The organism is Bradyrhizobium sp. 134 (assembly GCF_023074155.1).
Lineage (GTDB): Bacteria > Pseudomonadota > Alphaproteobacteria > Rhizobiales > Xanthobacteraceae > Bradyrhizobium.
The window spans coordinates 399,040-419,876 of record NZ_JADPKX010000074.1; the positions used below are offsets into that span (position 1 = coordinate 399,040).

The 20,837-nt window shown below is 63.9% G+C and carries 28 protein-coding genes; 16 read left to right on the forward strand and 12 right to left on the reverse strand.

Annotated elements, in window-relative coordinates:
* The first annotated feature begins 6 nt into the window (after positions 1-6).
* The 3 genes from thiC to IVA75_RS32080 all read left to right on the forward strand — a co-directional run bounded on the left by thiC (position 7) and on the right by IVA75_RS32080 (position 3,174).
* On the forward strand, positions 7-1,905 hold the full coding sequence (gene thiC, locus IVA75_RS32070; RefSeq protein ID WP_247287937.1) for a phosphomethylpyrimidine synthase ThiC: 1,899 nt from the start codon (positions 7-9) through the stop codon (positions 1,903-1,905).
* Between the two features lie 70 nt (positions 1,906-1,975).
* Positions 1,976-2,416 (forward strand): hypothetical protein, encoded by a 441-nt coding sequence (locus IVA75_RS32075; protein ID WP_247287936.1) that lies wholly within the window; start codon positions 1,976-1,978, stop codon positions 2,414-2,416.
* A 218-nt stretch (positions 2,417-2,634) separates the two neighbouring features.
* Complete coding sequence (locus IVA75_RS32080) at positions 2,635-3,174, forward strand: mismatch-specific DNA-glycosylase (RefSeq protein WP_247287935.1); 540 nt, start codon at positions 2,635-2,637, stop codon at positions 3,172-3,174.
* On the opposite strand, the gene IVA75_RS32085 is transcribed toward IVA75_RS32080, so the two are convergent.
* Entirely contained in the window at positions 3,147-3,632 is a 486-nt protein-coding gene (locus IVA75_RS32085; RefSeq protein WP_247287934.1) for a DUF4262 domain-containing protein, read from the reverse strand. The genes IVA75_RS32080 and IVA75_RS32085 overlap by 28 nt on opposite strands.
* An 87-nt stretch (positions 3,633-3,719) precedes the next feature.
* On the reverse strand, positions 3,720-4,157 hold the full coding sequence (locus IVA75_RS32090; protein WP_247287932.1) for a VOC family protein: 438 nt from the start codon (positions 4,155-4,157) through the stop codon (positions 3,720-3,722).
* Positions 4,158-4,499: 342 nt separating this feature from the next.
* Between IVA75_RS32090 and IVA75_RS32095 the strand changes: the two genes are divergently transcribed.
* Positions 4,500-5,162, forward strand: a complete 663-nt coding sequence (locus IVA75_RS32095; protein WP_247287930.1) for a glutathione S-transferase family protein — start codon at positions 4,500-4,502, stop codon at positions 5,160-5,162.
* A gap of 21 nt (positions 5,163-5,183) precedes the next feature.
* On the opposite strand, the gene IVA75_RS32100 is transcribed toward IVA75_RS32095, so the two are convergent.
* Entirely contained in the window at positions 5,184-5,912 is a 729-nt protein-coding gene (locus IVA75_RS32100; protein ID WP_247287929.1) for an SDR family oxidoreductase, read from the reverse strand.
* 109 nt (positions 5,913-6,021) lie between these two features.
* Positions 6,022-7,581 carry an outer membrane beta-barrel protein gene (locus IVA75_RS32105; protein WP_247287928.1) on the reverse strand — a complete coding sequence of 520 codons (1,560 nt, stop codon included), beginning with the start codon at positions 7,579-7,581 and terminating at the stop codon, positions 6,022-6,024.
* 179 nt (positions 7,582-7,760) lie between these two features.
* Here IVA75_RS32105 and IVA75_RS32110 point away from each other — a divergent pair, with 179 nt between their 5' ends.
* Positions 7,761-8,456, forward strand: a complete 696-nt coding sequence (locus tag IVA75_RS32110; RefSeq protein WP_247287927.1) for a glutathione S-transferase family protein — start codon at positions 7,761-7,763, stop codon at positions 8,454-8,456.
* Between the two features lie 90 nt (positions 8,457-8,546).
* Here IVA75_RS32110 and IVA75_RS32115 read toward each other — a convergent pair whose 3' ends face one another.
* The gene (locus IVA75_RS32115; RefSeq protein ID WP_027570637.1) at positions 8,547-8,981 is read right to left on the reverse strand and encodes a hypothetical protein; all 435 of its coding nucleotides are present in this window, start codon (positions 8,979-8,981) and stop codon (positions 8,547-8,549) included.
* 449 nt (positions 8,982-9,430) lie between these two features.
* Between IVA75_RS32115 and IVA75_RS32120 the strand changes: the two genes are divergently transcribed.
* The 3 genes from IVA75_RS32120 to IVA75_RS32130 all read left to right on the forward strand — a co-directional run bounded on the left by IVA75_RS32120 (position 9,431) and on the right by IVA75_RS32130 (position 11,113).
* Positions 9,431-9,817, forward strand: coding sequence for a RidA family protein (locus tag IVA75_RS32120; RefSeq protein WP_247287926.1), 387 nt, complete (start codon positions 9,431-9,433; stop codon positions 9,815-9,817).
* Between the two features lie 152 nt (positions 9,818-9,969).
* Positions 9,970-10,230: a hypothetical protein gene (locus IVA75_RS32125; protein ID WP_007613673.1), complete on the forward strand. Its 261-nt coding sequence runs from the start codon at positions 9,970-9,972 to the stop codon at positions 10,228-10,230.
* A 247-nt stretch (positions 10,231-10,477) separates the two neighbouring features.
* Positions 10,478-11,113 carry a hypothetical protein gene (locus IVA75_RS32130; RefSeq protein ID WP_247287925.1) on the forward strand — a complete coding sequence of 212 codons (636 nt, stop codon included), beginning with the start codon at positions 10,478-10,480 and terminating at the stop codon, positions 11,111-11,113.
* A gap of 4 nt (positions 11,114-11,117) precedes the next feature.
* On the opposite strand, the gene IVA75_RS32135 is transcribed toward IVA75_RS32130, so the two are convergent.
* Together IVA75_RS32135 and IVA75_RS32140 are read right to left on the reverse strand one after the other, a co-directional pair.
* Positions 11,118-11,603, reverse strand: coding sequence for a J domain-containing protein (locus IVA75_RS32135; RefSeq protein ID WP_247287924.1), 486 nt, complete (start codon positions 11,601-11,603; stop codon positions 11,118-11,120).
* Between the two features lie 178 nt (positions 11,604-11,781).
* Entirely contained in the window at positions 11,782-13,341 is a 1,560-nt protein-coding gene (locus IVA75_RS32140) for an outer membrane beta-barrel protein (RefSeq protein ID WP_247287923.1), read from the reverse strand.
* Between the two features lie 273 nt (positions 13,342-13,614).
* Between IVA75_RS32140 and IVA75_RS32145 the strand changes: the two genes are divergently transcribed.
* The 3 genes from IVA75_RS32145 (at position 13,615) to IVA75_RS32155 (ending at position 15,483) form a co-directional block, all read left to right on the forward strand.
* Positions 13,615-14,382: an SDR family oxidoreductase gene (locus IVA75_RS32145; RefSeq protein ID WP_247287922.1), complete on the forward strand. Its 768-nt coding sequence runs from the start codon at positions 13,615-13,617 to the stop codon at positions 14,380-14,382.
* 221 nt (positions 14,383-14,603) lie between these two features.
* Positions 14,604-14,852, forward strand: coding sequence for a helix-turn-helix domain-containing protein (locus tag IVA75_RS32150; RefSeq protein WP_018454141.1), 249 nt, complete (start codon positions 14,604-14,606; stop codon positions 14,850-14,852).
* Positions 14,853-14,964: 112 nt separating this feature from the next.
* On the forward strand, positions 14,965-15,483 hold the full coding sequence (locus IVA75_RS32155) for a collagen-like protein (RefSeq protein ID WP_247287921.1): 519 nt from the start codon (positions 14,965-14,967) through the stop codon (positions 15,481-15,483).
* 9 nt (positions 15,484-15,492) lie between these two features.
* Here the strand turns inward: IVA75_RS32155 and IVA75_RS32160 are convergent, their stop codons facing one another.
* A complete protein-coding gene (locus tag IVA75_RS32160) occupies positions 15,493-15,708 on the reverse strand; it encodes a hypothetical protein (protein ID WP_018454140.1) in 216 nt (71 codons plus the stop codon).
* A gap of 96 nt (positions 15,709-15,804) precedes the next feature.
* Positions 15,805-16,071 (reverse strand): DUF2277 domain-containing protein, encoded by a 267-nt coding sequence (locus IVA75_RS32165; protein WP_018454139.1) that lies wholly within the window; start codon positions 16,069-16,071, stop codon positions 15,805-15,807.
* Positions 16,072-16,196: 125 nt separating this feature from the next.
* Here IVA75_RS32165 and IVA75_RS32170 point away from each other — a divergent pair, with 125 nt between their 5' ends.
* From IVA75_RS32170 to IVA75_RS32185, 4 genes are all read left to right on the forward strand, one after another.
* Positions 16,197-17,288, forward strand: a complete 1,092-nt coding sequence (locus IVA75_RS32170) for an alpha/beta fold hydrolase (protein WP_247287920.1) — start codon at positions 16,197-16,199, stop codon at positions 17,286-17,288.
* A gap of 145 nt (positions 17,289-17,433) precedes the next feature.
* Entirely contained in the window at positions 17,434-17,778 is a 345-nt protein-coding gene (locus tag IVA75_RS32175) for a hypothetical protein (protein ID WP_247287919.1), read from the forward strand.
* Positions 17,779-17,819: 41 nt separating this feature from the next.
* Entirely contained in the window at positions 17,820-18,254 is a 435-nt protein-coding gene (locus IVA75_RS32180; protein WP_247287918.1) for a DoxX family protein, read from the forward strand.
* Positions 18,255-18,285: 31 nt separating this feature from the next.
* The gene (locus IVA75_RS32185) at positions 18,286-18,888 is read left to right on the forward strand and encodes an MSMEG_1061 family FMN-dependent PPOX-type flavoprotein (RefSeq protein WP_247287917.1); all 603 of its coding nucleotides are present in this window, start codon (positions 18,286-18,288) and stop codon (positions 18,886-18,888) included.
* A gap of 85 nt (positions 18,889-18,973) precedes the next feature.
* Here IVA75_RS32185 and bfr read toward each other — a convergent pair whose 3' ends face one another.
* The 3 genes from bfr to IVA75_RS32200 all read right to left on the reverse strand — a co-directional run bounded on the left by bfr (position 18,974) and on the right by IVA75_RS32200 (position 20,330).
* Positions 18,974-19,462: a bacterioferritin gene (bfr, locus tag IVA75_RS32190; protein WP_007600720.1), complete on the reverse strand. Its 489-nt coding sequence runs from the start codon at positions 19,460-19,462 to the stop codon at positions 18,974-18,976.
* Positions 19,463-19,595: 133 nt separating this feature from the next.
* Positions 19,596-19,868 (reverse strand): (2Fe-2S)-binding protein, encoded by a 273-nt coding sequence (locus tag IVA75_RS32195; RefSeq protein WP_027570626.1) that lies wholly within the window; start codon positions 19,866-19,868, stop codon positions 19,596-19,598.
* A 162-nt stretch (positions 19,869-20,030) separates the two neighbouring features.
* Entirely contained in the window at positions 20,031-20,330 is a 300-nt protein-coding gene (locus tag IVA75_RS32200) for a hypothetical protein (protein WP_027570625.1), read from the reverse strand.
* A gap of 135 nt (positions 20,331-20,465) precedes the next feature.
* Between IVA75_RS32200 and IVA75_RS32205 the strand changes: the two genes are divergently transcribed.
* Complete coding sequence (locus IVA75_RS32205) at positions 20,466-20,795, forward strand: hypothetical protein (RefSeq protein ID WP_247287916.1); 330 nt, start codon at positions 20,466-20,468, stop codon at positions 20,793-20,795.
* The last annotated feature ends 42 nt before the right edge of the window (positions 20,796-20,837 follow it).

Genomic DNA, 20,837 nt, shown 5'->3' on the forward strand with positions numbered 1-20,837 from the left:
GATCCCATGAACATCCGCTCCAACCCCGACAAGACCGTCCCCGCCGTCACCACCGGCCCGCTGCCCTCGTCGCGAAAAATCTTCGCCTCGCCCGACGCCGCGCCTGATATCCGCGTGCCCTTGCGCGAGATCATCCTCTCTGAGGGCGCCGGCGAACCGAACCTGCCGGTGTACGACACCTCCGGCCCCTACACCGACCCGAGCGTGACCATCGACGTCAACGCCGGTCTCGCGCGCGGCCGCAAGGCCTGGGTGCTGGAGCGCGGCGGCGTCGAGGAATATCAGGGCCGGCAGATCAAGCCGGAGGACAATGGCAGCGTCTCCACCGACAAGGCCGCGCGCGCCTTCTCGGCCTATCACCAGCCGCTGCGCGGCCTCGACGGCCACAAGATCACGCAGCTCGAATTCGCCCGCGCCGGCATCATCACCAAGGAGATGATCTACGTCGCCGCGCGCGAAAACCTCGGCCGCAAGGAGCAGCTAGAGCGTGCGGAAGCAGCCCTTGCCGACGGCGAAAGCTTTGGCGCGGAAGTCCCCGCCTTCATCACCCCGGAGTTCGTCCGCTCCGAGATCGCGCGCGGCCGCGCCATCATCCCCTGCAACATCAATCACAGCGAACTCGAGCCGATGATCATCGGCCGCAACTTCCTGACCAAGATCAACGCCAATATCGGCAATTCGGCAGTGACGTCGTCGGTCGAGGAAGAGGTCGAGAAGATGGTGTGGGCGATCCGCTGGGGCGCCGACACCGTGATGGACCTCTCCACGGGCCGCAACATCCACACCACCCGCGAGTGGATTTTGCGCAACGCGCCGGTGCCGATCGGCACCGTTCCGATCTACCAGGCGCTGGAGAAGTGCGACGGCGATCCGGTCAAGCTGACCTGGGAGCTCTACAAGGACACGCTGATCGAGCAGTGCGAGCAGGGCGTCGACTATTTCACCATCCACGCCGGCGTGCGCCTGCAATACATCCACCTCACCGCCAGCCGCGTCACCGGCATTGTTTCTCGTGGTGGTTCCATTATGGCGAAGTGGTGCCTGGCGCATCACAAGGAAAGCTTCCTCTACACCCATTTCGACGAGATCTGCGACCTCATGCGCAAGTATGACGTCTCGTTCTCGCTCGGCGACGGCCTGCGTCCGGGCTCGATCGCCGACGCCAACGACCGCGCGCAGTTCGCCGAACTGGAGACGCTCGGAGAACTCACGAAGATCGCGTGGGACAAGGGCTGCCAGGTCATGATCGAAGGCCCCGGCCACGTGCCGATGCACAAGATCAAGATCAACATGGACAAGCAGCTCAAGGAGTGCGGCGAAGCGCCGTTCTACACCCTCGGGCCCCTGACCACCGACATCGCGCCGGGCTACGACCACATCACCTCAGGCATCGGCGCGGCCATGATCGGCTGGTTCGGCTGCGCCATGCTCTGCTACGTCACGCCAAAGGAGCATCTTGGGCTACCCGACCGCAACGACGTCAAGGTCGGCGTCATCACCTACAAGATCGCCGCCCACGCCTCCGATCTGGCCAAGGGTCACCCGGCCGCCCAGCTGCGCGACGACGCGCTGTCCCGCGCCCGTTTCGACTTCCGCTGGAGCGACCAGTTCAACCTCGGCCTCGATCCCGAGACCGCAAAGAACTTCCACGACGAGACCCTGCCGAAGGAAGCCCACAAGGTCGCGCATTTCTGCTCGATGTGCGGTCCAAAATTCTGCTCGATGAAGATCACGCAGGACGTGCGGGACTATGCGGCGACGCTGAACGATCCCAACGGCGTGGGGATGTCGATGAGCGGGACGGCCGAAGACGGCATGAAGCAGATGAGCGCGAAGTTCAAGGAGATGGGCGAGAACTTGTACCTGGATGCGGAGAAGGTGAAGGAGAGTAATCGGGTGTTGTGAGGGGCGCCCGTGCGAATTCTGGGGGCGACGGTCGTCGCCCCCAAAGTTGGAAACGCAATACGAACAGCCCATGCGGTTTGAAATACTACCAGGACTACCACCGTACGGACCTCCGGCCATCTCTTTAACCGGGCGCGGTGAGCGCGAATTTCGGGAAGGTTTGGTAGTCCGCTTCTATCCCAACGATTCCGATCCATGGATCGGCAATTTCGTGGGAGGCATCTTCGATTACACCACTGTGCTCGATCATCCCAACGGAAGAGACGTGATCGTTGTCGCTCGCGGCGATACTTGCATTATCGATCCGGAACACCACGCCATTCGAGATCGCATTGCAAGTGACACTGCGCGTGCAATTGCCGTACCGGCTCTTGGATTAGTCGTTTTCCAAGGGTCGGTCGATTTCAGCGCAGTTCGGTCGGATAATTTGCGATGGAATAGTCCGCAGATTTCGTGGGATGGCTTCCGCAAGATAAATGTTCAAGAAACCATGCTCACCGGCGAGGCATGATCTCCCATTGGAGACTCTTGGATATCATTCAGCCTCGATCTTCTGACAGGACACTGCACCACCGGAATTTATGAACTAGAAGCGGCTCGGGCGGTGCGTGTGACGCGCAAATCGGACTAACGCCAGCAAGCGTAGCCCGGATGAGCGCAGCGACGTCCGGGTCTTTGCCATCCCGCATATCGCTCCGCTCATGCGGGCTACAGCCGCGGATAATTGACGTGCCCGATACATTCCCCCACCGCCTCCCGGATCAACTCCGCCCCAATCTCCGCCTCGTCTTCGTCGGCACCGCCGCCAGCACGCGCTCGGCCGAGCTCGGGCACTACTACGCCCATCCCGGCAACCGCTTCTGGCGTGCGATCCATGAGGCCGGGATCACGCCGCGGCGCTATCAACCCAGCGAGTTTGCGTCGCTGATCGAGCTCGGGATCGGCTTCACCGACCTGTCCAAGTCGGGCGCCGGGATGGATCACCAGATCGCGGCTGACACGATCGACGTGCCGGGATTTAAGGCCAAGATCGAGAAGTTTCGGCCACGGACGATTGCGTTCACGAGCAAGAAGGCTGCGAGCTTGTTTTATGGCAGGCCGTCGAGCGTGATTGCGCTGGGGCGGCAGCAGCTGGATGAGAGTTTGCCCGAAATGTTCGTGCTGCCCTCGCCGTCTGGCGCTGCGTCCGGGCACTGGACATTGGAGCCGTGGCACGATTTGGCCGAGTGGATCGGCAAGCTTCAGGAAAACGATCTCAACACCGGTTGATGCGTTTTGAGACTCACATCGTACCCCGCTTCCCAAGGAAACCGTCCCTCGCGATCCGGCCATACGATCTGAAGGCAGGGAAACGGCCGCAGCAATCTTGCATAGAACCAGATCGCCGTGCCGAGATAGGCTTCGTAGGCCCTGAGCGGCACCTCGACGAAGCAGACCTTACGCTCGAGCGGAAGGTCGTCGCAGACGTCGCCCGCGACGTAGCGCCGTCCCGCTGCGGCTCGGTCGCGAACGGCGTTGATGACGGCGTAAGCGTCTTTGGGGTCGAGCCCGAACAAGACCAGTTCGGCGTGCGCGTAGTTGAGGTAGAGGCCAATCGAGAAAACATAAGCCGGGGTCTGCGCCGCAGCGGCGATGCCCATCAGATGGCAGCCGTGTTCCCGAACGTTGCGGAACAGTATCTCGTCGGGAGCCCCGTCCGGCTCGGGCCATACGAAACTATCCAGCATGGGCAGGTCTCGGACCTGGGGTTCGCGGGGTGGGTGAGCGCAGCGTAACCCACCACCTCGCGTCTGCAAACTACATCCTTCAGCCCCTCACCCCGCATACGCCCTGTCCAGATCCGCAATCACGATCTTTCTCATCTGCATCATCGCCTGCATGACGCGGTTCGCCTTGCTGCGGTCGGGGTCGCCGAGGTAGCGGCCGAGCGCTGATGGAATCACCTGCCAGGAGAGCCCAAACTTGTCCTTGAGCCAGCCGCAGCGGGATTCCTCGCCGCCGTCGGCGGTGAGCCTGTTCCAGAAATAATCGACTTCCGCCTGCGTCTCCACGCTGATGAAGAACGACACCGCCTCGTTGAACTTGTATTGCGGCCCGCCATTGAGCGCGTTGAAGCGCTGGCCTTCGAGCTCGAACACCGCCATGAAGTGGCTGACAGTCTCGACCTTGGCGTTGGGAAACACCGATTTGTAGAAGGCGACGGCCTCCGGCACGTTGTTGTCGAACCAGAGAAACGGCGTGATGGAAGTCATGAACGGATATCCTTTTGCCTCGGGCTGGACGCGCGGCAGGGCGCCCGGTGTTCCAAGGACGAGGCTGCGAGGGACGTTCCGACATGAGACGTGGAATTTTTCAACCCCGACAGTGCGCGAGCAAAAAAAGAGATAATCTGTCGGAATCCGCGCCGGTCGTTCGTCCTCTGGACGCAAAGCGCTGAACCGAACACCTCGCTGGCATCGTGATCTGTGAGGGGCGCGCTGCCACAAACCCCGTCATTGCGAGGAGCCCTTGCGACGAAACAATCCAGACCGTCTCCCCGGCGCCAGTCTGGATTGCTTCGCTGCGCTCGCAATGACGACGAATGGAGACCTCCCATGCCCCCCACCATCACCGCCTTCCAAAGCTCACCCGACCGTGGCCGCGGACAAGCTCGCGACATGCGGGTACGCTGGGCGCTCGAGGAGGTCAGCCAGCCCCACGACGTGCGTCTGGTTTCGTTCGAGGACATGAAGGCGCCCGCCCATCTCGCCCTGCATCCGTTCGGGCAGATTCCGACCTATGAGGACGGCGATCTCGCCTTGTTCGAGTCCGGCGCGATCGTGCTCCATATCGCCGAGCGTCATGCCGGGCTGCTGCCGACCGAGCCGAACGCCCGGGCACGCGCGATCGCGTGGATGTTTGCCGCGCTGAGCACGCTGGAGCCGCCGATCGTCGAGCTCGGGATGGCCATGCTGTTCGAGCGCGACAAGAGCTGGTACGTGGAGCGGCTGCCCATGCTGCAGGATCGCGTCCGTGTCAGGCTCGGCGAATTGTCCCGCCGCCTCGGCGATGCCGACTGGCTCGACGGCGCGTTCAGCGCCGGCGATCTCATGATGGTGACGGTGCTGCGCCGGTTGAACGCATCAGGCCTGCTGAACGAACATCCAGATATCGCCGCCTATGTCGCCCGCGGCGAAGCGCGGCCGGCCTTCAGGCGCGCTTTCGACGCTCAATTGGCGGTTTTCACCGCCGCATCGAAGGGTTCGCAGGGCAGTTAGCGAAGCGTAACCCGCAGCGCTCTAAAGATCGAAATTGGTCGGCAGCATCACCACGTCACGAATTGTCATGCCGCGCGGCCGCGTCAACATGAACATCACGACCTCAGCCACGTCGCTGGCCTCCAGCAGACTTCCCGAGTCCCTCGCTTCCTTCAGCTTCTCCGGCGGCCAGTCCGCGAGCAGCGCGCTGACGACCGGGCCGGGCGAGATCGAGCCGACGCGGATGCCGTGCTTGAAGACCTGGCGCCGCACCGTCTGGACGAAGCAGTTGATCGCCCATTTCGACGACGCATAGACCGGCTCCCATGGCGTCGGAAAATGCGCCGCCAGCGAGCTCGTGACGATGATGTCGCCGGTCCCGCGCGCGATCATATGCGGCAGCACGTCGTGCACGTTTTTCATCACGACGTTGACATTCAGGTTCAGCATCCGGTCGATCGCCATGGTGTCGGCATCGACCAGATCGCCACCGACATACGTGCCGGCATTCGCATGCAGGATGTCGAGCTGACCGGCCTGCTCCAGAACGCGCGGCAGCAGCCTTGCGCAGTCTTTTGGGTCGAGCAGGTCGACCAGCAGCGGCATCACTGCGTCGCCGTGCTTGTCGCAGAGCGCCTTCAGCGCGGCCTCGTCGCGATCGACCATCACCACGCGCGCGCCCGCGGCCAGCATCGCCTCGGTGCTGGCCAATCCGATGCCCGACGCAGCCCCGGTCACGGCCGCAACCTTGCCTTCCAACTCTTTCGCCATGGGATCCCATCCTGCTGACGTCACCAGGATGCAGAGTGTAGCGATTTCAGGCGGCGTTGTCGGGGACAAACCAGCGCCGCGGGATCACAGCAAGCGGCTGTCGCTCTTCTCAATCAAACCGATACGTCACCCCGAACGTCGCCAGATGCGTTCGCATCGTCACGTCATAGGTGTTGACGGTGGGATTGCGGCTGGCGTCGGTGGCGGATCTCGCGACCGTGAAGGACGAACTGCCGTAGTCGGCATAGCGGTATTCGGCACGCGCCAGCCAATGGCCGAAGAGCGCGGTTTCGATGCCGGCGCCGGCTGTCCACCCTGCTTTTGTGGTCGATCCCGTGATGATCGCCGGCGTCAACCCGAAAACGCTGCAGGTGACGCTGACGCAGGTCGAGGTCAGCTGAACATTCTGCCAGGCCACGCCGCCGGTCGCGTAGAGCAGCGTCCGCGGTGTCACGAGATAGCCAAGCCGGCCCCGCAGGCTGGCGTCCCATTTGGCGCGGACCGCCGTGCTCCCGCCGCGCGACTGGAAATCGGCGAGCGATATGTTGGTGAAGCCTTCGCGCGTGGTGGTGCTGTCGGCAAAGCCAAAATCGCCTTCGACGCCCGCGGTCCATTGCGGGGCGAACTGCCAGAGATAGCCGGCATAGGGGTTGACGCGGAACGCGGTGTTGTCCATCGGGCGAATGTTGGCGCGACGCGTCAGATCCTCGGGGAAGCCGGCACGCGATTCGGACGTCGTGATGAGATCGGTGCGCGTGGCGCGCGCACCTAGACCCAAGCCCACATACGCGGCGGTCCAGGACGGCAGGATCGCGGCCTGCGCAGCCAGCGGATGCGAACGGCCGCCGGTGACGGGCTCGCCGAACTTCCAGGCGAGGCCGACGCTTGCGGTGTGCGTCCGCAAGCTCGCGTCGAAATTGTCGACCGTGAGCGCCGGCCCTGCAGTCGCCGTGCGCGTGAAATTGAACGGCGCAGCGCCGAAATCCGCGTAGCGATAGTCGGCGCGCACGAGCCAGTTGCCCCACAGCGCGGTCTCGATGCCGGCACCTAAAGTCCAGCCGGTCCTGGTCGTGGAATTCGAGATCAAATTGGGTGCCAGGCCGTTGCTGGCACAGCTGGCGCTGACGCAGATCAAGGTGACGTCATAGTGCTGCCAGGCGAGGCCGCCGGTGGCATAGACCAGCGTCGCCGGCGTCAGCAGATAACCGGCGCGGCCGCGTAGGCTCGCGTCCCAACCGGCTTTGACTGAAACGCTGTCGATCCCGAAGGTGGACGAGCCGGCCCAGGGCGAGGCGCGAAACCCGGGAAGTGCCGTGGTCTTGTCCCCGAAGCCGACATCGCCTTCGATGCCGACGACCCAGCTGGGTGCCACCTGCCAGTTGAAGCCGGCATAGGGATTGACGCGAAAGCCGGCACCGTCGAACGGCTGGGTCAGCACAGCGCCGGTCAAGTCGCGGGGAACGCCGTCTTGCAGCACTGATGTGGTGGTGAGATCGGCGCTGATCGATCGAAAGCCGAGGCCGAGCCCGGCGTAGAAGCCGGTCCAGGACGAGGCCGCCAGCGGCGGCGCCTTCGTGTATGGTTTTGGCGCGATGTCTGCGGCCTTCGCGGGTGCTACGAGAGCCAGTCCGGCCAAAATTGCCGTGCCACACCGCAGGGCGGCAATCATTCGGCGGGTCGATGAACGTCGCATGTCGGGCCTTGGGTCGCTGCAGGAATGTCGAGCGATTCCATACTGCGAACGGGCGACGCCAATCGTCCTCCGATCGAAGGAGGCGGCGCACAAGGCGCGAGACTGTTGCAAGGGCGTCACTGCGGCGATACGACTTCAGCTTGAGGAGCCCGCCCATGCTGACCCTCTATTCCTATCCAGAACTGTTCGGCGTAGCCGACAACAACGGTTACGGCCTCAAGGTCTATGCTTTCCTGAAGCTCGCGTGCGTGCCGTTTGTGCATGAGCACGTGTTCGATGCCTCCACCGCGCCGCGCGGGCAGCTGCCCTATATCGTGGATGACGGCGAGACCATCGGCGACAGCGAGACCATCATCGCGCACGCGACCGCGAAATACCGCCTCACCATCGATGCGGGGCTTTCACCGGAGCAGCGCCGCACCGATCATTTCGTCACGCGCATGCTCGACGATCTCTACTGGGTGATCTCGTATTCGCGCTGGAAGGACGAGCGCTTCTATCCCGCGTTCCGCGACGCCTTCATCGCGCAACATCCGCAGATCGACGCGGCAGGGTTCGAGAAGGCCAAGGCCTACAACGCGCAGCGCTATCACTACCAGGGCATCGGCCGCTACACGCCCGAGCAGGCCTACGCGCGGGGGCTCGCCGATCTGCAAGTGCTGGCGGAGATCGTGCCGGCGAGCGGCTTCGTCCACGGCCAGGCGCCGACCAGCATCGATGCCGGCATCTACGGCTTCATCGCCAACATCTATTACTTTCCGATCCCGACGCCGCTCAAGTCGTTCGTCGATGCGCAGAAGAATCTCGTCGCGCATTGCGAGCGGATTCATGCAGCGGTAACGGGAGCTTAGCCCGGATGAGCGACAGCGACATCCGGGCTTGAGAGCAGTCGCGCATGTTGCTTACGCTCATGCGGGTTACGAATTGCGGTGATCGCCGTGCTACCGCATCGTGATCGCGAGCCCGCTCAGATCCGCATTCGCCATCAGGCCGACCTGCGTGCCGGACAGCTCGAGCACGGCACCCTTCTGGTTGGTCAGCACGATGGCGCGGGCGCCGCTGCCCACTGCGATGCCGGCACCGGCGGCGCCGTAGACGCCGGCGATGTCGGAGGGCCGGTTGATGTTGGACACGCGGCCGCGCAGCACCGTCTTGGAGCCGCCGAACACGAGGCCGTAGTCGAGACCGCCGGTCGAGAGCGAATAGGCGCGGCCGCGGAAGTTCATCACGCCCGAGCCGCCGGAGCCGCCGATGATCCAGCCCGCCTTGTAGATCGTCAGCACCACGGTGCCGCCGTCGGCCAGCGCCGAGGTCGAGAGGCCGGCCAGCGCGGCGACGCCGAGCAGTGCGGCGCGGAAGGTTGATGCGAACTTCATGGGGGTCTCCGGGGGGCTATTCTTCAAGGAGGAAAACGAATCAGACGCCGCGAATGTATCCGATGGATCGGGGCGGCAACATGATGGGCTGGGCGTGAGTCGCGGTCTTTAGCAACGCGTTCAACTGTCATCGCCCGGCTTAACCGGGCGATCCAGTATTGCAGAGATCGCGGTGGGATACCGAGACGCCGCGGCGTACTGGATGCCCCGGTCGAGCCGGGGCATGACGACGGAGATTGGCGCAACGAGACGCTCACTCGCCACCATGCCATTCTGCCCCTGTTTTGCCCGACGGAGCAAATGATATTTTGCTTTTCCCGAAGTCAAAAGGAACATCAATGATTTCCGCCGGATGCCTACCGTGCATGGGGTTGTTTTCGCGTTTTTTGTTGGAGGCGCCCCGACCTGCCGCTACGCTTGCGCTTCCAGCTGTTCACCCGAGGTGATCCATGCCGATCCAGCATTTCGCACCCCCGCCGCACGTCAAGGCGCCGCCGCTGTCCTTCGCCACGCGCGCCGGCGATCTCCTGTTCGTCTCCGGCATTCCCGGCTTCGACGCGAGCGGCGCGCTGCCGGACGGCTTCGAGGCGCAGTTCGCCAACGTCGCCGTCAACATAAAGCGCGTGCTGGCAGAGGCCGGCGCCGAGATCCGCGATCTCGTCAAGGTCAACGTGCTGCTGACCCGCGCCTCCGACGTGGCCGCCATGAACGCGCTCTATGCCGGCGCCTTCGGCCCGCCGCCCTACCCCGCCCGCACCACCTGCGTGGTCCACGCGCTGCCCGATCCGAAGATGCTGATCGAGATCGAGGCCGTGGCGTCGCTGGCCAAGGGGTAGACGTGTGCTCGTCAGGCGATAGTCAAGGGATAAGGGTCGTCCGAACAGCCGACGAACGGCTGACATATCCGTGAACGGTCGCCGCCCCGCTTGCCAGCCGCACCATTTTGCCGCACCAGTTTCCGTCTCACGTTCCCATCAGGAGATATTTCATGCGTCGCGTTCTCGCCCTCTGTGCCGTTGCCGGCATCGCCACCTCCGTGTTCGCCGTGCCGGCCTCCGCGGCGGTCGGCTATTACGTGATCCGCTGGGACAACACCGGCATCTGCCAGGTCTGGAACGAGGACCTGAAGTACAAGCCGTTCCAATGGGGCGTGTCGACCTACAAGGTCGTCAGCAAGCCGCTCCCGACCTTCACGGCCGCCTCGGAGCTCCAGATCAAGCTGCGCGCGGAGCGCCGCTGCACGCTCTAGGCGTGAGGCGACAGACCGGATTTCAAGGGGCGGATCGCGCGAGCGGTCCGTCCTTTTCTTTTTGGACGCGCCATTGGTTTTTCGGCCGACATCGCGCATTTTCCGCGCACGCGCTTTGAACCTGGCCCGTTGGCGGACCTACTCACATCTTGTCGGGGGCGCCCCCCAGCGCCCCGCGCCAACCAGCATCCTTGCCCGCTTGTTTTTGCCCGCTTGTTTTTTCACCTCCTGGCTTTGGAGCCAATCGATGCGCGCGCCGACGACAGCCACGGTTCTGGCCGCATCGCTGCTTCTCGCCGCAACGGCGAACGCACAGGCCCCGCAATCCTTCCGCGTGATCTCGCCGCTGTTCGGCCAGCTTGTCAGCTTCGCGATGCCTTCGAATTTTTCCGCGGTGTTCGAGAACACCAAGGGCGGCCACTACATCCGCGAGGCCGTGCTGAAGGGCGAGACGCCCGAACGCTGGACCGAGATGATCACCGTGACCGGCGAGAAGGGCATGACGACCACTCCCGGTTCATCGCCGGAAAAATTCGCGGGCTCGATCGCAGGCGGTTTCAAATCCGCCTGCCCCGACAGCTTTGCGGCAAGGTCGCTTGGCGCCACCGCGTTCGGCCGCTTCGAAGGTTTCGTCGCCGTGATCGGCTGCGGCCGCGTCGACGGCGGCCCGACCCGGCACAGCGAGACCGCGCTCCTGGTCACGCTGAAGGGTACGACCGACTACTACACGATCCAGTGGGCCGAGCGCGGCCCCGAAAGCGACGAGCCGCCGGTGAACGACGACCGCTGGCAGGCGCGTTTGCGCGCACTCAGCCCGATCGAGCTCTGCGCGATCGTAGCAGGCGAAGCCGCGCCCTATCCGAGCTGCGTGAACAAGAGCTGAGCCCTCACGCGTCCTTGTACGCGCGGGGATGGATCAGGATATCGCGCGCGGCGGCGAGGTCGATGAACGCCTGCGCGCTGCCGCCTTGGTCGGGGTGCATGCCCTTGGCGGCGCGGCGATAGGCCTGGTTGATGTCCTCGCAGGTGAGCTGCACCGCAAGCGGCAGGCCGAGCACCTTGCGGGCGCGATCCTCGCTGGACAATTTTTTCGGCGCAGCATTGCGGCGGCCGAAGCGCGGCGCGGTCAGGTCGTGAACGACATCGAGCACCACGCCGAGACGGCGCCGTGCCGCCAGCGTGACGCTGTGATCGTCATTGTCCACGGCCTGGCGCAGCACCGGAAGCGCCTGCTCGGCGGCCTGACGCAGCATGGTATCGGTGCTCATCCGCGCGATCTCGGCCACGAGCCGTCCGGCCTCGGCCCAATCGGCGCCGTCCGCCGACCGCAGGCGTTCGAGTGCGAGTTTCCAGGATTCAAGCCGTTCCATCATGCGCGCAACGTTTAGCAATCAAGACCAGTATGCCAAGGCCGCCGTTTCCGACCCCTTAATTTCGAGTTAGCCTTTCATGAAACTTAGAAACGAATCCTGAAGGAAATTGTCGCAGCTGCGCGCAGACCCATCGCGGTCGTTACGCCTCCGCCGGATGGGCCGCCAGACCCGGCACGGATCAGTTGAACTGATATGCGAGACCGAAAGTCGCAACGTGGGTGCGCAGTGTGACATCGAAAGTATCGACGGTGTTGCTGGGCGCGAAGTGCGACGTTCGGCTGATTGCGTAAGTCGACGTGCCGAAATCGGCGAAGCGGTATTCGGCGCGCGCCAGCCAGTGATGGCCCAGCGCCGTCTCCAGGCCACCGCCGAGGGTCCAGCCCAGTTTCGTCGTGGAGTTCGTTATCACCGACGGCGATAAATTAAACAAGGTCCGGCAGGGCGCGCTCCCGCAGGTCGAGATCACCTCGTCATGCTGCCACGCCGCACCGCCGCTCGCGAATAGCAGCGTCGCCGGCGTCACCAGGAAGCCGAGACGCGCGCGCAGGCTCGCGTCCCATGTTGACTTCACCACTAGGGAATCGGCGCTCTCGTGGAAGGTGCCGAACGCCGGCGACACCGGATATCCGCTCAGCGTGACGGTCCGGTCGGCAAAGCCGGCGTCGCCCCCGATGCCGGCGACCCATTTGGGCGCGAATTGCCAGTTGACGCCGGCATAGGGACTGGCGCGGAAGGCGGTGCCGTTGAACGGCACGGTGTTCTTCTCGAGCGGGATCAGTGCAACGCCAAACAGTTCCGACGTTGCCGCCGTATCCACCTGCTGCGCGCGGACGCCGAGTCCAAGACCGAGATAGGGGCCGGTCCACGACATCGCGATCGGCGCTGCCTTGGTGATCATCGCTGCCTGCGCTCCTGCCACGATCGGGTCCCCGAACTTGTAGGCCAGGCCGAACGAGGCGGCGTGAGTCTGGATCTTGAGATCGAATTTGTCCGCGGTCGAATTGAAGCCCGAAGCGGGCACGGCGGTCCGAGCAATGGTGAACGGTGTAGCGCCAAAATCAGCGTAGCGATATTCGGCGCGTGCAAACCAATTGCCGCCCAGCGCGGTCTCGATGCCGCCACCGACGGTCCAACCAACCTGGATAGACGATGCGGAAATCACGGCGGGCGAAAATGTAAAGCCGGGACAGTTGGCGCAGTTCGAATTGATGTAGCTACGCTGCCAGGCGATGCCACCGGTCGCATAGGCCAGCGTGGCAGGTGTGAGCAGGAAGCCGAGACGGGCACGCAGGCTGGCGTCCCACTCGGTCTTTACGGTCAGGCTGTCGGGCGGCAAGGCGAAGCGGACGAAGCCGGGGGAGAAGGCCAGCGACTGGCGCGTGGTGGACTGGTCGGCGAAGCCGACATCGCCTTCGAGGCCCGCAATCCATTGCGGCGCCAATTGCCAGTTGAAGCCGCTAAAGGCACTGGTGCGGAAGCCCAGTCCGTCGAAGGACGCACTTGTCGGCCGACCGTCCGCCAAATTCTGCGGGGCGCCGGCGACCGTCTCCGATGTCGCCGTGGCGTCCGTGCGCGAACCACGGAAACCAAGCCCAAGACCCGCATAAAATCCGCCCCAGAGTGACGTGACCGCCGATGGGACCTTGTACGTCGGCGCGCCCCCGATATCCGCCGCCAAGGCAGGCACCGTCGCTACGAACGCGACCAGAGCCGCGCTTCCGCCCCTCAATTTCTTCATGCCCAATACCCCGTCCGCGCGGAATCGCCGCCGCCCCAAATATTCGAGACAGATGTGACGCTGACGGCGCCAAACTTCTTGGACCCAAGCGACGGCGGATCAGACAAGAACGAACTGGCGATGTTCGTGCCGTGCCGTGGCATCTTTGCCACGTCCACCGAAGTCACCGCGACGCCCGATTGCATAAGGCGTCAGCGCGGCATGGCGTTTCTGCCGCTTCCGTTTTCAACTAGTCTTGCCGGCAACGTTGAAAACCCAGCCAAGGAAACGCCCATGCCTCTCCTCGAAAACCATCTCGCCGTCATCACGGGCGCCGGATCCGGAATCGGCCGGGCCATCGCTTCCGGCTACGCCCGCGAGGGCGCGCAGGTGGTGCTGCTCGACGTCGATGCCGACACGGTCGCGGAAGCCGCCGTGGAGATTCGCAAGTCCGGCGGCAAGGCCGAGAGCTTTGCGCTCGACGTGACCAAGCGCGACGACTGCTTTGCGCTCGCCAAGCAAGTCGCCGACAAGGTCGGGCAGGTCTCGATCCTCGTCAACAATGCCGGCATCACCCGCCGCAACGCCTTCACCGCGGAGCCGGAGACAGTGGCGAAGGACTGGAACGACATCATCTCGCTCAACCTCAACGGCGTCTTCAACATGACGCAGGCGTTCCTCAGCCCCTTGCGTGCAGCCAAGGGCCGCATCGTCAATATCGGCTCGATCCAGTCCTTCGTGCATCTGCGCACGCCGAGCTCGGCGGCCTACACCACCTCGAAGCACGGCGTGCTCGGCTTCACCAAGGCGCTCGCGGTCGAACTCGGCAAGGAGGGCGTGCGCGTCAATGCGATCGGGCCGGGCTTCATCGAGACCAATATCAACGCCAATGTGCGCGCGACCAATCCGGCGCTGGTGCAGGCCTTCGTCGATCACACCCCGCTGGCGCGCACCGGCAAGGCCGAGGACATCGTGGGTCCCGCGATCTTCCTTGCGTCGGATATGTCGTCCTACGTCACGGGAACGATCGTAATGGTGGACGGCGGATACCGGACGGTGTGAGCGGGGTGATGCCCGCTCCGTAACGCAGGGTATGCTCGCAGGAATATGCAATCCGTGCCAATCGCGGCGGTGCGGCGGCATTCCCAAGGTCAATTCGTGCGATCGCCTGCGGTTAACCTTTCGTTAACCAAACCCGCCCACCGTAGATCTACGGCTTGGGGGTCGTTTGTTCTCGATCCGCTTCCAAAGACGGAAGCGGGCGTTGATCGGGGAGTGTGTCGATGACCACTGTTCATGTCGCTGCGTCCGAACCGGGCGCGTATGTCCTTTCACCGAACCAGATCGTTCCGCTGCTGATCGGCGCCACCGTCGACGAGGTCGAGCGTGAGCTCGTGCTGCAGACGCTCGCGCGCTGCGACGGCAATCGCACGCGCGCCTCGCGCGTGCTCGGCCTCTCGGTGCGCACGCTGCGCAACAAGATCAGGCTCTATGCCGCGTCCGGCATTGAGGTGCCGGCCTATCACGACTAGCGCGCGACGTGCGGCCGATTGGTGTTGATCATGCGCAGGCGCGGGCCCGGGCGGAATTGCCGCTGTCGTCAAACGCCGCTAATTAGCTTGCTTCCGGTTGAGGAGCAGCGGCGTGGCAGACGAACAAAAACGGCAGGGACCTCAGGGACCGCGCGGACGGCAGGGCGAACCGGGGCGGCCGGGACCGCAGGGTCATCCAGGCAAGCGCGGGCCGGATGGCGCGCGCGGCAAGCCAGGACCTCACGGCAAGCCGGGGCCGATCGGGAAGCCCGGACCTCTGGGCAAGCCCGGTCCGCAAGGCAAGCAGGGCGAAGCCGGACCGCGCGGGGCGGCCGGTGCACCGGGACCTGTCGGACCGCAAGGGCCGGCGGGGCCGCAAGGCCCGCGCGGCGAGGCCGGGCCGCCCGGCCCATTGCCGTCGATCGAGCAGGTGCTGCCGTGGCTCGATCAGCTGTTCGACGCCTGGGACGAGCGCCGCCGGCAGCGCGAGCGTGAAGCCGCCGAGCGCGACGCGTTGGAAGCGGCCGTGCAGGAAACCGACGACGCACCCTTCGGCGATGAGGACGAGAGCAGCGAAGACGACAATCACAGGAAGAAGAAGAAAAAGAAGAAGCACGGCCACAAGGAGTGACGGACGAATCTATTTCGTCCCATTCTCGCGTCGTGGCAGCATGCCCATGCGCTCGAATTGCCAGCGCATGGCGCGGTACCAGAGATAGCCGACCGCTGCGCCGCACAAGGCCAGGATCACGACGTTCGCGCTCGAGAACGAGCCGCTCCACCACGTCATCCACGCGGTCCACAGCAGCGTGAAGACGATGGCACCTGCTTTCAGCGGAAGAAGAGGGCGGCTCATGGTCGTGCTCCCGGGTGTCAAAGGCCCGGCGAACATCATCGCGCGTTGAGACCGTTTTCACCGTGAGCCAGGTCACGGAACGGACGCGCGAGCCGCCTAACCGAACCGCAGCCGCGAACGTTCCTTGGCCTTTTCCGCCTCGACCTCACGGTCGCGTGCCGGGGCATGGGTGTGCAGCGACGTCAGAAGTTTTCGCGCAGCCTCCGAGACCTCCGCCACCGCACGGTCGAAGGCCGCCTCGTTGGCCTGCGACGGCTTGTTGAAGCCGGACAGTTTTCGGACGAACTGGAGCGCGCTGGCGTGGATCTCATCCTCCGTCGCCTCCGGCTCGAAGTTGAACAGCGTCTTTATGTTGCGGCACATGCAGTCTCTCCTGACCTTTCCCTCAAGGACGACCGGCGAAAACGAAATCCTACATCCTTCCGCACAGTTCTGCTAAGTTCCGCCGCAACGCGGCCGCCGACCAGAGCCGCACGGGGGAAATAGACATGAAAGCTTCCTGCGCGGCGCTGTCAGCCATTCTGTTGTCCGTCTCTTTGTCGGCCATCTCGACATCCGCATGGGCGGCCGATTATCCGGCGCCGAAACAGGGCGACTGGGTCGCCAGGGATTTCAAGTTCCACACCGGCGAGACCATGCCGGAGCTGAAGCTGCACTACATCACGGTGGGTGAGCCGAGCGGCCAGCCCGTCCTGGTGCTGCACGGCACCGGCGGCTCGGGCGCGAGCATGCTGTCACCCGCCTTTGGCGGCGAGCTGTTCGGCGCCGGGCAGCCACTCGATGCCTCCAAATATTACATCATCATCCCCGACAATATCGGCCATGGCAAATCGTCAAAACCGTCCGACGGGATGAAGACGAGCTTCCCGAAATACGATTACGACGACATGGTCGAAGCTCAGTATCGCCTGGTGACGGAAGGGCTCGGGGTCAAGCACCTGCGGCTCGTCATCGGCAATTCGATGGGCGGCATGCACACCTGGTTGTGGGGCGAGAAATATCCGAAGGCGATGGACGCGCTGATCCCGATGGCCTCGCAGCCGACCGAGATGGCGTCGCGCAACTGGATGCTGCGGCGGATCATGCTCGACACCATCCGCAGCGACCCCGACTACAATGGCGGCAATTACACCGGCCAGCCGCGCATGATGAAATACGCCATCACCGCCTACGGCATCGCGAGCATCGGTGGAACGCTGGCCTATCAATCGCAGGCACCGACGGCGACGAAGGCCGACAAGATCGTCGACGAGCGGCTGGCCATGCCGATCACGGCAGATGCCAACGACTTCGTCTACCAGTGGGAGTCCTCGCATGACTACAATGCCGGCGAGAAGCTGGGGGCCATCGAAGCGCCGCTGCTGCTGATCAATTCAGCCGACGACGAACGCAATCCGCCTGAGACCGGCATCACGGACGCTGCGATGGCGCGGGTCAAGAACAGCAAACTGTATCTCATCCCGGCAAGCACCGAGACGCGCGGCCACGGCACCACCGGAAACGCCAAATTCTACAGCGAGCAGATCCAGCAATTTCTGCAAGCCGCGCCGCAGCAAACGATCGAATCTGCGCGCCGCTGATTTTGCATCGCATCAACGGTCGTCTAGCCCGCATATTATTTGAGCATGCATTACGCTGACGGCTCGGGCTTAATTGCGTCGATGTCCGAATCGACGCGTGGGAAAATCACGCGCCAACGGCACGACAGGCGATGAGGAGGATCGCATGCACAGGCTCGCACTGTGCGTTTGGCTCGCGGCACTGACGGGCGCCGCGTTCGCGTTCGACAACGGGCAATATGATCACGTCCCGCCCGACATCGGCGCCTGGTTCAAGAGCGTGATCGCACCGAATGGCGTGCCCTGCTGTGACGTCTCCGACGGCCATCGCACGGAGTACGACGTGCGCAGCGGTGCCTATTGGGTGCCGATCGAGGGACAATGGATGGAGGTGCCCGAGCGCGCCATCATCCGCGACCGCGGCAATCCGGTGGGTCAGGCCGTTGTGTGGTACGTCCGTCACCGCGGCGCCGTCATCATTAGTTGCTTCGTGCCGGCCGATGCGGTGTAGCGCGCGATAGCGCCTCGGCGCCGCGCGTGCTAGTTCGGCCGATGGCTCCTGCGAACGACAGAACGCGCGCTGTGATGCGCTTTGTGCTGGCAGCGTTTTACATCGTGGCCGGCATCGCGCATCTGCGGGTTCCCGACAAGCTGCTTGCGATCACGCCGGCCTGGGTTCCGTTTGCAACACAGCTGATCCTGATCACTGGCGTCTGCGAGATCGCAGGAGCGGTTGCGCTGGTGACGAAGCCGCTGCGCTGGTGGGCAGGCGTTGCGCTCGCGCTCTATGCGCTTTGCGTGTGGCCGGCCAACATCAAGCATGCCCTGGAGGGCATCGACCTTCCACCCATCCCCAACAGCTGGCTCTATCACGGGCCGCGGCTGGCGCTGCAGCCGGTCTTGATCTGGTGGGCTCTGTACTGCGCCGGCGTGGTCGACTGGCCGTGGCGGCGCGACAAGGGGGATAGCGATCGCGCCGGGAGATGATATTCTCAGACATTCCACCAGGGAGACCTTCGTGACTGATCTTTGCGCCGAAGACCTCGCTACCATCTATGCCCAGCCGAGCCCGCGCGTGATCGCGAAAGCGCGCCCCGCGATCGATGCGCACGCGAAGAAATTCATCGAGATGTCGCCGTTTTGCGTGCTCGCGACGTCGGGAGCCGATGGCAGCGTGGATGCCTCACCACGCGGCGGCGGCGTTGGCTTCGTCCACGTCGCCGGCCCCAACCAGCTGCTGATGCCTGATCGCTCCGGCAACAACCGGATCGACAGTTTTCGGAATGTGGTGGAGGGCTCGGGCTTCGTGCATCTGTTGTTCTTCGTCCCCGGCATCGACGAGACGCTGCGCGTCGGCGGCCGCGGCACGCTGTCGGCCGATCCGGACCTGCTCGCCTCGATGGTGGAGTTTGGCAAGGCGCCGCGCGCGGTGCTGAACGTCGCCGTCAGCGAAGTCTATTTCCACTGCGGCAAGGCACTGATGCGCTCAAAGCTGTGGTCATCCGAGAAGGTGCCGCGCTCGGTGATGCCGAGCATCGTCGAGGTGGTCCACGAGCAGACCGGCCTTGGTGAGCCGCAGAGCCAGGAGATCGTGGAAGAGCTCTACAAGACGCAGTTGTAGCTGGCGTCCTGGACTGCCGTCCCGGCCTGGCGCGCAATTGTGCATCAGACCGGCACGGAGTTTGTGGCAGCGATTACGCGCCGAACTAGTGCCCCTCGCCCTCGAGCCCGCCAACGTGCTTCTGGGTATAGAGTTCGAGGCCGATGCGGCCGATCAGGTCGAGCTGGGTCTCGAGGAAGTCGATGTGGTGCTCCTCGTCGCTCATCAATTTCTCGAACAGGTCGCGTGTCACGTAGTCCTTGACGCTGTGGCAGTAGGTCGCCGCTTCCTGGTAGAGCGCCCGCGCGCTCATCTCGGCGGCGAGATCGCATTCGATGATCTCCTTGACGTTCTGGCCGATACGCAAGGGATCGAGCACCTGCATGTTCGGGAAGCCGTCGAAGAACAGGATCCGCTCGGTGAGCTTGTCGGCGTGCTCCATCTCCTCGATGGACTCCTTGCGCCAGACCTTGGACATGTCCCGCAGACCCCAATTGTCGAGGAAGCGGTAGTGCAGCCAGTACTGGTTGATCGCAGTCAGCTCGTGACGCAGTGCCTTGTTGAGATAGTCGATAACTTTTGCGTCGCCCTGCATGGTTCACTCCAGCTTTTGCAGTCCAAATCGGCCGTAAACCGAATTTAGAACGCTTCTAAATGAGTTTAAGGACTGGGGCAACCGGCTACGGGGACGCAGCCGGGGAAAAGCTCAGCCAGGGTTGCGGAAGATTTCAGCAGGCCGCGAGGGCGAACTCGGCCGGCTGGGCCGTTTCGTCATTGGCAGCCACAGTGTGGTTGTGCGGGCAGCCGGAGCAGCAGGACGAGGCACAAGGGCCAAGCGCTTCGTCGATAATGGTCTTGATCGTCCGAGCGCAGCGGCCGCATTCGGCGCTACAGCCGAGACATCCATAGACCTGCTTGGCATGGCGCACGGCGTCGTCGGACTCGGCGACGGCGGCGCGGATGTCGTCATCGCTCAGCACGTTACAGGAACAAACGATCATGGAAGCGGCAGGCCCTTTTGGTGATGCGCCATCATCGATATTTAAGGGGCCGGCCGGATGCAAAAGGAAAAAGCGGAATTTGAAGCTATTCCAAACTAGCCCGGAAACAGCCTAGAACGGCTCTAAAATAGGGCCTTGCGCTGGATCAAGATTGCGGCGGATCTAGTCGCCTCCGCCGCCTCCACCATCGCCGCCGCCCCCGCAATCTCCGCCACTACTGCCGCCATCGCTGCTGGAACAGCTGCCGCCGTCGGTCGCGCTGCCGGAACTGTCGCTGGAAAACCAGCTCCCCAATGAGAAGCCGTCGCTCGTGCCCGCGGAGGTGTCGCCACCGCTATTGCCGCTGGCCCCGGCGCGGGAGCGCCGCTGGCCGCGGTTCTGGAGATGGGTGATCCAGCCGTAGCCGATCGCGACGACGATCCCGGCAGCGATCAAAGCATTTATCATCGCGTTGCCCATCATCGCCTTTCCCTGGCAGAGCTGCGGTCCATGTTAATTGGTCGCCCCCGGCAAAGGTGCCGTTCATTGATCATTCAATCGAAATATGGAACTTTACCCCCAAAGAGTTCCCGCGTGTTTTGCTCGAAAGGTCAGTCAATGAAGAAGTCGCTCCTGGCAATCGCTGCCGTCGCCGCTGTGGCCCTTAGCGCCGCTACACCAGCCCAGGCGCAACGCGGCGTTGCCGCGGGCGTGGCAGCCGGAATCATCGGGGGCGCCATTGTCGGTGGGGCGCTGGCCTCTCCGTACTATTACGGGCCCGGCCCTGGCCCCGGCTACGCATATGGTCCGGGATATCCGCCGCGCTACTACGCGCCGGGCCCGGGCTACGTCGCCGACGACTATTACGGCAACGGCTGCGTCTGGCAGAAGCAGCGCTTCTGGGACGGTTATGCCTGGCGCGTCCGCCGCGCCAGAGTCTGTGGCTGAAGTCGCCCCAAGCCGGTTCATTCCAGATGCGCCGTTCATCTA

Coding starts and splice junctions, on each gene's coding strand:
- IVA75_RS32130 (WP_247287925.1), top strand. CDS start 10,478: ATGCGCGCGCCGACGACAGCCACGGTTCTGGCCGCATCGCTGCTTCTC.
- IVA75_RS32140 (WP_247287923.1), bottom strand. CDS start 13,341: ATGAAGAAATTGAGGGGCGGAAGCGCGGCTCTGGTCGCGTTCGTAGCG.
- IVA75_RS32200 (WP_027570625.1), bottom strand. CDS start 20,330: ATGATGGGCAACGCGATGATAAATGCTTTGATCGCTGCCGGGATCGTC.
- IVA75_RS32150 (WP_018454141.1), top strand. CDS start 14,604: ATGACCACTGTTCATGTCGCTGCGTCCGAACCGGGCGCGTATGTCCTT.
- IVA75_RS32125 (WP_007613673.1), top strand. CDS start 9,970: ATGCGTCGCGTTCTCGCCCTCTGTGCCGTTGCCGGCATCGCCACCTCC.
- IVA75_RS32195 (WP_027570626.1), bottom strand. CDS start 19,868: ATGATCGTTTGTTCCTGTAACGTGCTGAGCGATGACGACATCCGCGCC.
- IVA75_RS32120 (WP_247287926.1), top strand. CDS start 9,431: ATGCCGATCCAGCATTTCGCACCCCCGCCGCACGTCAAGGCGCCGCCG.
- IVA75_RS32180 (WP_247287918.1), top strand. CDS start 17,820: ATGGCTCCTGCGAACGACAGAACGCGCGCTGTGATGCGCTTTGTGCTG.
- IVA75_RS32115 (WP_027570637.1), bottom strand. CDS start 8,981: ATGAAGTTCGCATCAACCTTCCGCGCCGCACTGCTCGGCGTCGCCGCG.
- IVA75_RS32145 (WP_247287922.1), top strand. CDS start 13,615: ATGCCTCTCCTCGAAAACCATCTCGCCGTCATCACGGGCGCCGGATCC.
- thiC (WP_247287937.1), top strand. CDS start 7: ATGAACATCCGCTCCAACCCCGACAAGACCGTCCCCGCCGTCACCACC.
- IVA75_RS32160 (WP_018454140.1), bottom strand. CDS start 15,708: ATGAGCCGCCCTCTTCTTCCGCTGAAAGCAGGTGCCATCGTCTTCACG.
- IVA75_RS32175 (WP_247287919.1), top strand. CDS start 17,434: ATGCACAGGCTCGCACTGTGCGTTTGGCTCGCGGCACTGACGGGCGCC.
- IVA75_RS32165 (WP_018454139.1), bottom strand. CDS start 16,071: ATGTGCCGCAACATAAAGACGCTGTTCAACTTCGAGCCGGAGGCGACG.
- IVA75_RS32085 (WP_247287934.1), bottom strand. CDS start 3,632: ATGCTGGATAGTTTCGTATGGCCCGAGCCGGACGGGGCTCCCGACGAG.
- IVA75_RS32105 (WP_247287928.1), bottom strand. CDS start 7,581: ATGATTGCCGCCCTGCGGTGTGGCACGGCAATTTTGGCCGGACTGGCT.
- IVA75_RS32170 (WP_247287920.1), top strand. CDS start 16,197: ATGAAAGCTTCCTGCGCGGCGCTGTCAGCCATTCTGTTGTCCGTCTCT.
- IVA75_RS32095 (WP_247287930.1), top strand. CDS start 4,500: ATGCCCCCCACCATCACCGCCTTCCAAAGCTCACCCGACCGTGGCCGC.
- bfr (WP_007600720.1), bottom strand. CDS start 19,462: ATGCAGGGCGACGCAAAAGTTATCGACTATCTCAACAAGGCACTGCGT.
- IVA75_RS32100 (WP_247287929.1), bottom strand. CDS start 5,912: ATGGCGAAAGAGTTGGAAGGCAAGGTTGCGGCCGTGACCGGGGCTGCG.
- IVA75_RS32205 (WP_247287916.1), top strand. CDS start 20,466: ATGAAGAAGTCGCTCCTGGCAATCGCTGCCGTCGCCGCTGTGGCCCTT.
- IVA75_RS32110 (WP_247287927.1), top strand. CDS start 7,761: ATGCTGACCCTCTATTCCTATCCAGAACTGTTCGGCGTAGCCGACAAC.
- IVA75_RS32135 (WP_247287924.1), bottom strand. CDS start 11,603: ATGATGGAACGGCTTGAATCCTGGAAACTCGCACTCGAACGCCTGCGG.
- IVA75_RS32075 (WP_247287936.1), top strand. CDS start 1,976: ATGCGGTTTGAAATACTACCAGGACTACCACCGTACGGACCTCCGGCC.
- IVA75_RS32090 (WP_247287932.1), bottom strand. CDS start 4,157: ATGACTTCCATCACGCCGTTTCTCTGGTTCGACAACAACGTGCCGGAG.